This is a genomic window from Lentibacillus populi (assembly GCA_014642895.1).
Taxonomy (GTDB): domain Bacteria; phylum Bacillota; class Bacilli; order Bacillales; family Amphibacillaceae; genus Lentibacillus_C; species Lentibacillus_C populi.
The window spans coordinates 27870-37859 of the sequence record BMJD01000043.1; the positions used below are offsets into that span (position 1 = coordinate 27870).

Consider the following 9990-nt stretch of genomic DNA (forward strand, 5'->3'; position numbering starts at 1 on the left):
GTTGCTCGCTTTTCTGTTGATGTTTCACATCCTACTGTCGATGTTCTGTTTTTACTATAATTGCTTTCGCGAAAATCGATTGGCTATTGCTTGCAAAACCAGAACTAAAACAACCAGGACAATCGACATTGCCGCTGCGGAGTAATACTCGGCCCGTAAAATATTTTGAAAGATCGCTAAACTCATCGGCGCCCAATTAGCGGGGGCCATTAAAATGGATATACTTGTTTCTTTGATGACCGTTACAAATACCAAAATTGACCCTGCTGCAATACCTGGTAACATAAGTGGTCCAATTACGGTAATAGCTGCTGTCAGTGTGGAAGCACCGAGATTAACAGCTGCTTCTTCAATATCTGCTTTGATTGATTTCATCGTTCCTACCGTCGACCTGATCATATACGGAATACGCCTAATGGTATACGCAATAATTAATATCACGGCTGTTCCTGTTAACTGCAATGGTGCCGTATTAAACGTTTGAATCAGGGCAATACCAAAGGCGATACCCGGAACAATAAGCGGGACGGTTGTCATGAAATCCAGGCCCGTGGAATTTTGCCGTACTACAAAATAGGAAACAAACGTCGCAATAATAATACTCAACACCAATGCCCCAAGTGCCAATATAATACTGTTTTGGATATTCCCGAGCGAATTTGTAAAAATATCTTTATAGTGATTTAATGTATACCCGGCAGGAAGCGGCTCAACTCCCCATGTGGTCGCGATCGACTGCATAAAAACGGTCAGCATTGCCAACAAAGGGACGAGCACAACCAAGCTAGAGAAAATAGACAATGACACTGTCAGTACTTTATTATTATTCATTTTCACCTGTTTCGGCTTCCCGGATAGCGAGCCATAATCCTTCCCTTTAAAGAACGCGTTTTGCAGCCAGAAGACAAATCCAGCAACAGCGATCATGATGACCGTTAAAATTGCTGCACCACCCCAATTGAAAAATCCAGCTATTTCCCGATAAGCCTCGACCACGAGTAAATTCAGATCGGTAGGCGCGAGAATGATTGGCGTACCAAAGTCGGAAAAACTTACGGCAAAGATAACTAACGCAGTGGAAAGCATCCCCGGAATAGCTAGTGGAAACGTTACTGTGAAAAATGTCAGCCAGCTTTTCGAGCCCATGCTTCTGGACGCTTCCTCCAATGAGACGTCACTTACTTTAAACGCCGCAACCATCGGCCAAAGCGCGTACGGGAAAAAGAAAAACACCTGCACCAGAACAATGCCGGTAAATGAATATGGATCAATTAAAAACCCTTCCCCACCTAACGCCTGGTAGATATAAGTTACCCACCCGGCTCTGCCGAACATAATGATAAATGCATACGCCGAAATGAATGTAGGGACAATTAATGGAATGGTACATAAAGCACTAATCGTTTTCTTAAATGGCATTTTCGTTCTGGCAATACCATAAGCAATCGGGACACAAATCGCTAATACGATCACCGAGACTAACAGCGATAAATATAAACTGTTCATCAAGGCTTTAAAATACGTACCATTGGAAAAGATCGATTTAAAATTATCTAACGTTGCATTCTTAAATTGATCAAACGTGAGTTGCATTGTATCAAGGCTAATAAGTGACCCAAAGAAATTAATTGGCTCCCCTGTGAAACTAACTAAAAAAACCGATAGCAGTGGAATAATCAAGAATAGAATAAAAAAGGCATAAATCAGCAGCTTTACAATTCCAATGCCAGTCAAATTCTTTTTTAAGCCTTTCATATCAATAACACCCTCTCAGGGGAAACGCCTAATTTTACCGAAGCTCCACTTTTCAGGATATGATTACCAGATTCATAGGTTGTATCCGCGGTTAATGTATAGTCACCAACCTTAATATCGTATCTGACGGTTGAACCCAAATATGTGGAAAATAAGATTTCCCCATCAAATGAGTTGTCATATTCCATGGAGTTCTCATTTAATACATTGATATTTTCTGGTCTAATAATAACTTGAACCTCTTGTTTATCAGCAGTTGCGACTGATTTTACAGTTTGATTGCCAATCTGAACGACGGACAAGCCATTTTCCTGGTCAATCACTTTTCCCGGAATAATGTTTGATGTTCCTACAAAATCAGCGATGAATGGACTTTTTGGGTTACTGTACAAATCTGTCGGTGTACCAATTTGTAATATTTCGCCATCCTTCATAACCGCTACCCGGTCGGCCATACTCATTGCTTCTTCCTGGTCATGCGTAACGAAAATAGTCGTTATTTTTAAATCCTGTTGAATTTGCCGGATGGTATTCCGCATCGTATGCCTTAGTTTCTGGTCCAAGTTGGATAACGGCTCGTCCATCAGCAATACTTCTGGCTCCATGACAAGCGCCCTTGCTAATGCCACCCGTTGCTGCTGCCCACCCGACAATGCACTTGTCAGCTTTTTCGCATGATCGGTTAATTCCACGTACTCCAATATATCCATTACTTTCTTCTCTATATCTTTTGGATACTTGGCAAGTTTGCTATTAATCATTCTGGTATAAACACCAATTTTTCTAAAAATATTGCTTTCCTTCAGTCTTTTGATATTAAGGCTATACGCGACATTATCGAATACATTCATATGGGGAAAAAGCGCATAGCTTTGAAAAACCATCCCGCAATTTCGCTCGTTCGGCGCCAGTCCGTTTAAATTTTTATCCCCAATTTTTATAACACCTTTTGTAGGCTTCTCAAATCCGGCAATACAGCGCATCGTCGTTGTTTTCCCACAGCCAGATGGTCCCAAGAGGGCAAAAAACTCGCCCTCTTGAATGTTCAAATTGATGTTTTGAAGTACAGTCACACCTGAAAAATCCTTTGTTAGTTGTTCAACCACAACTGACCCCATGTATATCAGCTTCCTTTACTTTATTTTCGTTTTCCATTCGTCCCTGATCCGGTCGTAGTTTTCATTTACCCAATCGATATCCAAGTCGACAGCATGTTCTTTTATATTGTCTACGGATAAGGAAGTCTTTGACTCTACTTCCGGATTAATTGGAATATGGTACCAATCAGCCAAAATCTCTTGCGCTTCCTTACTTAACATAAAGTCCATAAATTTCTTTCCGCCTTCAGGATTGGGGCCATCTTTGACAAGTGTGACTGGATTAACAAGAATAGGAGTTTTTTCCGGTACGATAAAGTCGACCGTTTCTCCATTTGCTTTATGCTCATAAGCCATGAAATCGAAGCCTATCGCGATATGTGCCTCCCCCATTGAAGCACCCTTTGTTGGACCTGAACCTGAGTCAGGGATGGAATTTGCCTGATCTTTTAATTTCTGGAAGTACTCCCAGCCTGCCTCTTCCCCATGCTGCATCATATAGCTCAATACCATTAATGTAGCCGTCCCGGACGCTGCTGGATTAGGGAATTGAATTTTTCCCTTCCATTTTGGATCCAACAAATCCTCCCACGTTTTTGGGGCTTCTTCTTCCGACACTAATTCCGTATTGTAGGCAAATCCAAGCACAAACATCTCCGTACCAACATAATACCCATCCTCATGCTTCACCTTTATACCATCTTCCACTACCTCCCAATCCTCCGCGCTCTCAGGAATATAGGATGTAATGATATCTTTATCCACCGCCGCTTCAAATGGCAAAATGCCTCCTCCGCCATACCATACGTCAGCCTGAGGGTTCCCCTTTTCAGCCATCATTTTGTTAACGAGTACGTTTGTACCTGCATAATTAACATTGACTTTTGTACCATTTAATTCCTCGTATTTAGCCGCCAGCTCCTTGGAAAGCTCCGGAGTTTCTGGTGAATATAACGTTATCGGCTTACCTCCCCCCTCCTCTTCACCCGATGCATCATCCCCGGCACAAGCACTAAGCAAAACAAAACTTAGTAAAAAACAAACGGATATAAATAGCGATAATGTTTTTTTCAAACTAGCTCCCCCTTGTCTATACTTTTCTCTAGAAATATATGAGGGTAAATTATTTTTATGTATAACTTTGGACGCGTTAGGAGTGTAGATATGGGCATGACCATGATTTGCAAAGAAGATGGCCTATACTGCACAAGTTCCATGAGTTATTGCACGACTTTCATTGATGGTTTAGTAAGTTCCATACTTTATTGCGCGTCTCTACTGGGTAAACCGGAGAAGAAGATAGTTGGTTTACAAAGTCATCTATTATATAAAAGGTTCCCATATAAGGTGATATTCCCATGTAATCCATAAGCCTCCCCCATATAGATAATAGTTTTCATCTATCACGCGGGAATTCTGTAAGCATTCCTTTGACATCATTTAGTAGCAGGTCCAAAGGCATACTATAATGAGAAACTATATCTTATTTATCCCACTTTCGCCCCATTTTTTAACAACTATTCTATTCCCATTGATTACATATCGCAATTTTGCTACTATTAACTATATTATGAGAGAATAGTATTTGGATAACCTCTCCTAGCGTGCGGTTGCTATTATCGTATTCATAGTTTTGGCTGGGTTTATTTTTATATCCTGTATTTTTTTCTTACTGATAGAAATAGATTGCTTAGTATATTTGCTAACTTCATAGCTTGTTAAGGTCATCTTTTATTAATACACAGTGGAGGTGATTGATCAATTTCTGTAAATATTGATATGGAATAAGGAAGGAGGATACCTATAAAGCAAAATTCCTAAGGATGTTTGTCGATAAAGACATGCGAAAAGTACCTTGTTTCTTAGTTCAACCACTTTGTAAAAAAACAGTAGTGAATAAGTGTTAATCAAGCAGGAACTAAAATCCAACAGTTAAAGGGTGGAATTAAATATGAAAACCTGGTTTAAAACTGCTTCTGCTTTCATGATTGTCACTTTAGTAGCATGTTTCTACATGCCAAACATAGGATCAGCTGCAGAGAAAGTGATTCCAGCTAACCTTCAATACCCAGAGGGAAAAATTGTAAATGTTGCTCATCGCGGAGCTTCCGGATATGCACCTGAACATACAATCCCCTCTTATGAACTTGGAGAAGAACTAAACGGGGATTACATTGAGGTTGATTTGCAAATGACATCGGATGGCACGCTCATTGCCATGCATGATGTATCAGTGGACCGGACAACAGATGGGACTGGTTTGGTAGAAAATATGACGGTGGAAGAAATAAAACAATTGGATGCTGGTTCATGGTTTAATGCAGCTTACCCGGAAAAAGCAAAGGAAGAGTATGTTGGTTTAAAGGTGCCCACGCTAGAGGAAATCTTTGATAGATTCGGTTCTGGATCAAACTATTACATTGAAACAAAATCACCGGATGTCTATCCAGGAATGGAAGAGGAACTATTGCGTTTAATAGAAAGTTATGGTCTCTCAGACAATGTGCTCATTCAGTCGTTCTCTTCTGACAGTTTGAAATTAACTCATTCATTGGATCCATCTATGCCCCTTGTTCAATTGATTAGTCAGCCGGCTTTGGGAAATAATGCTGAAGACGAGCTTGAAGAAATAGAACAGTACGCTATAGGGGTTGGACCAAACTTTAATAACATCAATGAAGAATATGTTCATACTGTTAGAAGCCATGAATTACAAATCCATCCATATACAGTTAACACCAAAGAGGCCATGAAAACAGCTTTGGAATGGGGGGTCACGGGGTTATTTACAAATTACCCTGACCTTTTTAGTGACGTCATTACTGAATTTCATAGTGCTTCCTATATACAAAGTCTAGTAGATAAATTTTATGACAAAGGAGCAATTGAAAACGAGGAAGCATTCAATGCTCTAACTATCCATTTAACATCAATAAGTCATTTTGAAGATGAAGCAGCAAGAGACAAAGTTGTTAAACATGCAAATGGCTTTAAGAACTTGCTTAATCACTATCAAAGTGAAGAATGGATAACTGAAGAAGCATATGACAGCCTGATGCTTCAGGCTAATCTATTGATTGAAAAATGGCAATCATAAAAAGGTATTGAAGCCAATCATAAGTTAGGATCAGCAATTAGCACATTTGCAACTGTTGAATCTAACATGGATAAAGATATAGGAAACATTGTCTTTTGCTGTAACGAAAGGGTTTAGAAAATAATGTTCTACACAGATTTCGTTGCTATGATAAAGATAAGTTAATAAATGCGTTGGAAAAATGGAGAAACTGCAAAGATGTAATGAGGTCATTTTTATTCGTATTTTTGCGGTTTCTCTTTTTTTGAGGATTTCTGTATCTTAAGTTTCGCACCCCATAGAAAAATTTAGGAATTGGATTCTATTTCCAATGTAACAAAGGTCAATGGGATCATGTGAATTAATTAAACTGGAAGGAATTTCTGGTATGTTCTACTAGTCATGTTCCATATGTTGATTGTTACATTTTGGCAGCATATCTATCCTTCATTTCTTAGCTCTCGTGTTTAAAATAAAAAACGGAACCTCCTAATAGGAAGTTCCTAATGAAAATCTTCTTATCTTTGGACATTTCAACGCTCACCAAGTTTAGGTTTAAGGCCATAACCCGGCTGCCAACCCAATTCCTCTGAATAAAATTTTTTGCTGACAAATCTGGTATTGCTTTCTTAGTCTTTAGTCGACTTGGCAAAATGTCAAAATCCCCAAACTTCATTCGCAATATCGGCAATAAATTTCAGCTTCTCCCACTGTTCCTCTTCTGTCAATTTATTTCCATGATGGGTAGAAGCAAATCCACATTGTGGGCTCAGGGCTAATTGCTCGAGCGGTACATATTGCGAAGCTTCCTTAATCCGCGCCTTAATTTTTTCTTTGTCTTCCAACTCACCAAATTTGGATGTGACAAGTCCAAGTACGACTTGAGCCCCTCCGTTTGGAATATATTCCAATGGTTTAAAATCACCTGAACGATCATCGTCATATTCCAGGAAGAATCCATTTACGTTTTCTTTGGCAAATAGTGTTGGGGCAATAAGTTCATAACTTCCGGCAAATGCCCAGTTAGATCGGTAGTTTCCACGACATAGATGGGTTGTCACATGCAAATCTACTGGTTTTCCTTCCAACACGCTGTTAACAACTCGCAGTGCCAAATCAATTAGCTGATCTCTGGAGTATTTACCGTCGTTGAACGGAATGTTTGGTGAAGAAAGTCCGGCAATATAAACATCATCAAACTGCAAGTATCGTACACCAGCTTCATAAAATGCCTTTATCGCATCCCGGTAGGTTTGGATAATATCATCTGCATATTCCTCGATGTCCGGATAGATAGTTTCAGCGCGGATGCCTTCGTTAAATAATTGGTTAGGGCTCGGGATTGTTTGCTTGGCAACTGCACGGCCTCCTACAATTTCATTAAACAGGATAAAGTCTTTGATAAACGGGTGATCTGGATTGAACGAAATCTTTCCTGTGTTTCGAACATTGTACCTTTCTGTTTCCTCATTGCCATGAAAAATGTAGCCCGTTTCAGGAACATAGCCTTCTACGCCGTTTAAATGTTCCAGGAAATCCGTATGCCAGAATCTGCGTCTGAACTCGCCATCGGTTACAGCTTTCAAGCCGACTTCAATCTGCTTGTCAACGATCCGCTTGATTTCCTTTGTTTCTACCTCACGTAGTTGTTCAGCAGAGATGTTTCCTTCCTTGAATTCCTTTCTTGCCAGATGCAAATTTTCTGGACGGAGCAAGCTTCCGACATGATCAGCTTTAAATGGTGCTTTCGTTAATGTAATAGACATATTCTATTCCCTCTTTCCTCTTTTTTTATGTTCCTGGTTTAACGAACAACATGATTGCAGCAAAATTGGTTTTGATACTCCCCGCAACACCTCTCATTCCCTGCTAGATTACGAGGGGCCTTTGTATTGACAATCAAAAAACCCCCTTCCTGAAATAAGAAGAGGTTTCGTTACCATAGCTATTCGCTCCTCTTATCTTCAAGCATTACGCTTCTGGAATTGGCACAGTACTCTTTCTCGAGTCTGTTGCCGAGGCTTCAAAGGGCCAGTCCCTCCACCTCTCTGGATAAGAAAAAATTGCATATTGAAATTGTTATTATTTAAATTACATCTATCTGTTCTGAATGTCAAGAAAAAAATAAAAGTTTTATTTTTACCTTGAATTATGCATCCTTAATTTCGTACTTATAGACCTGTAACAATTACCGTTTTGGAAAGGAGCCAAATTGAACAATACACAGTGGGAATTGATATAAGCCGTAAGAAGATTGACTAGGATGTATGTGCACAAAGCTCGTTAGCATAACTTACTTATCACCCCAATACGGTAAATACCAGAGAAGGTATGAAAGAGTTATTGGACTGGGGCGTGACCGGAATAGTTTACGAATGATCCGGATATGTTAAATGAGGCTTTGCGTGATCGGTGATTAAATAGGGAACGAAGCAAAATTGGTGCTTTGCTTCGTTTTTTATTAATTATGATCGGAGTGAAGTTCATCCTATACTATACCTGTATATATAAATTGTGGTTGTCACTGTTATTAGTTCCATCGATAATAAAGGGGGTATCCAAAGCTCTGGATAGTTGCAATAATGTTTCCACCCTAGGGCTAGTTAAACCAGCTTCAATTCTCCCTATTGTGGATTTGGGGACACCTGCCAAATCCGCAAGACCTTGCTGAGACAAGTTTAGGCTTTTACGTATTGTTTTAATTTGTGCCGCTATACGTCCTTCCAGTTGCAGGGTTTGCACATGATTTTCTCCACGGATTTCAGAGTACTTTTTAAAAAAGTCGCTCATTTTAAGACCTCCTTACACTTAATAAAGATTCGGATCTAAAGCACAATATTTCTCATATGTTAATTCAGCAGGAACGATATCCCTTCGCTTAATTAAGCCATTGTATTGCTTGTCAAAGTAATAAAGCATGATTACCTTATGATAATTATGGATCGTATAAATAATCCGATGATTCCCAGTCCATCCGCCTTGTATACCCCACCTATAAAGGTTCCCATATATGGAGTTTTTATAAATATGTTTTACAGATGGAGGTGTTTCGTCATCCATTGATTTTCCCCCGTCAAGTTCCTCTGGATAAGGATTGTGACTAATTATGGCAAGTTGCCGTGCATAAACATCTGCCAATTGGCACCAACCCCCAGGCTTACCCTTTATAACTTCTTGATCCGAATTGTATAAAATTTGCTTTTCAAATTCACTTACATTTCCTTCGTATATTATTTTAAATTTACCGGATTCACTCATTTTTTTATCCTTTATTATATTATTACCAATATGATAGCATTTATGCCATCAACATTCAATATTTTCTATAAAAAGTTTTGAAGGGCAGGAGGAGTTTTCTAACATAACTTTGGTTGATATACTCCGACACTGTAACAATTACCAAAAATACGAGTAATAATCCCTCACCTTCCGCAATAAGATTCACTATCAAGTGCTTTTTATAGGGAGTGGTATCATGATCGAGCATGATTCGTTTATTACTGGGGAAACATTGGCCAAATATTATGATCTTAACAAGAAAAAGAAAGAAATCGAACAGGAAATGAACCAGCTAAAGAACCTGTTTCACACTTATTTTGATCAGCAAGTGGGCTCCGATGAAAAAGGGGAAATAACAGATGGCGGTTACAAACTCCAACGGCAAATCCGCAAAAATGAAAAATTTAATGATGAAATTACCGTTAACCGCTTAGAGGAATTAAAGCTGAATGATTTGATTAAAGTCGTGAAAATACCGGACAAGGAAAAGATAAGTTCAGCTATTAGCTTGGGGTTATTGGATGAGAATGATCTTGAGGGATGCAGAAGTACGACTTTTACCGCGGCGATTTCGGTTAAGGAAGTGTAGTCATTTAAGTGAACCACTCCCACCACTTACCACCCTTACGGGTTGCTTGAAGTGGGGGCTTCTTGGGTAATCGCCACTTTTGGTAGCTGACGAAATGGACCAAGCTAACCCTCTTGTTCCAAAAGTTTATATTTTTATTAGACACTTGCTAATAAGCGAATGCCTTCTTTTTTGATATTGAGTGCTGAATTATA

The 9990-nt window shown here is 39.3% G+C and carries 8 protein-coding genes, 1 pseudogene and 1 riboswitch; of the genes and pseudogenes, 3 read left to right on the forward strand and 6 right to left on the reverse strand.

What is annotated here, in order from left to right; genetic code table 11:
• Window positions 1-54: 54 nt before the first annotated feature.
• The 3 genes from IEX12_RS18850 to IEX12_RS18860 are packed head-to-tail and all read right to left on the reverse strand — an operon-like array spanning window position 55 to window position 3926.
• Window positions 55-1755, reverse strand: a complete 1701-nt coding sequence (locus IEX12_RS18850; protein ID WP_102414678.1) for an ABC transporter permease — start codon at window positions 1753-1755, stop codon at window positions 55-57.
• The gene (locus tag IEX12_RS18855; protein ID WP_102414677.1) at window positions 1752-2873 is read right to left on the reverse strand and encodes an ABC transporter ATP-binding protein; all 1122 of its coding nucleotides are present in this window, start codon (window positions 2871-2873) and stop codon (window positions 1752-1754) included. Before IEX12_RS18855 ends, IEX12_RS18850 begins: the two co-directional genes overlap by 4 nt.
• 15 nt (window positions 2874-2888) lie before the next feature.
• Window positions 2889-3926 carry an ABC transporter substrate-binding protein gene (locus IEX12_RS18860; RefSeq protein WP_188725667.1) on the reverse strand — a complete coding sequence of 346 codons (1038 nt, stop codon included), beginning with the start codon at window positions 3924-3926 and terminating at the stop codon, window positions 2889-2891.
• 877 nt (window positions 3927-4803) lie between these two features.
• Between IEX12_RS18860 and IEX12_RS18865 the strand changes: the two are divergent.
• Window positions 4804-5682, forward strand: a pseudogene (locus IEX12_RS18865) (glycerophosphodiester phosphodiesterase); the annotation flags it as partial.
• 15 nt (window positions 5683-5697) lie between these two features.
• On the forward strand, window positions 5698-5949 hold the full coding sequence (locus IEX12_RS23915; protein WP_371871348.1) for an FIMAH domain-containing protein: 252 nt from the start codon (window positions 5698-5700) through the stop codon (window positions 5947-5949).
• Between the two features lie 635 nt (window positions 5950-6584).
• On the opposite strand, the gene IEX12_RS18870 is transcribed toward IEX12_RS23915, so the two are convergent.
• The 3 genes from IEX12_RS18870 to IEX12_RS18880 form a co-directional block, all read right to left on the reverse strand.
• Window positions 6585-7694, reverse strand: a complete 1110-nt coding sequence (locus IEX12_RS18870) for a 5-methyltetrahydropteroyltriglutamate--homocysteine S-methyltransferase (protein WP_188725668.1) — start codon at window positions 7692-7694, stop codon at window positions 6585-6587.
• A 189-nt stretch (window positions 7695-7883) separates the two neighbouring features.
• Window positions 7884-7987, reverse strand: a riboswitch (SAM riboswitch).
• 434 nt (window positions 7988-8421) lie between these two features.
• Entirely contained in the window at window positions 8422-8718 is a 297-nt protein-coding gene (locus tag IEX12_RS18875; protein ID WP_188725669.1) for a helix-turn-helix domain-containing protein, read from the reverse strand.
• An 18-nt stretch (window positions 8719-8736) separates the two neighbouring features.
• Window positions 8737-9186 carry a hypothetical protein gene (locus IEX12_RS18880; RefSeq protein WP_188725670.1) on the reverse strand — a complete coding sequence of 150 codons (450 nt, stop codon included), beginning with the start codon at window positions 9184-9186 and terminating at the stop codon, window positions 8737-8739.
• A gap of 217 nt (window positions 9187-9403) precedes the next feature.
• On the opposite strand from IEX12_RS18880, the gene IEX12_RS18885 reads away from it, so the two are divergent.
• Window positions 9404-9796, forward strand: a complete 393-nt coding sequence (locus IEX12_RS18885; protein WP_102414675.1) for a hypothetical protein — start codon at window positions 9404-9406, stop codon at window positions 9794-9796.
• Window positions 9797-9990 lie beyond the last annotated feature (194 nt).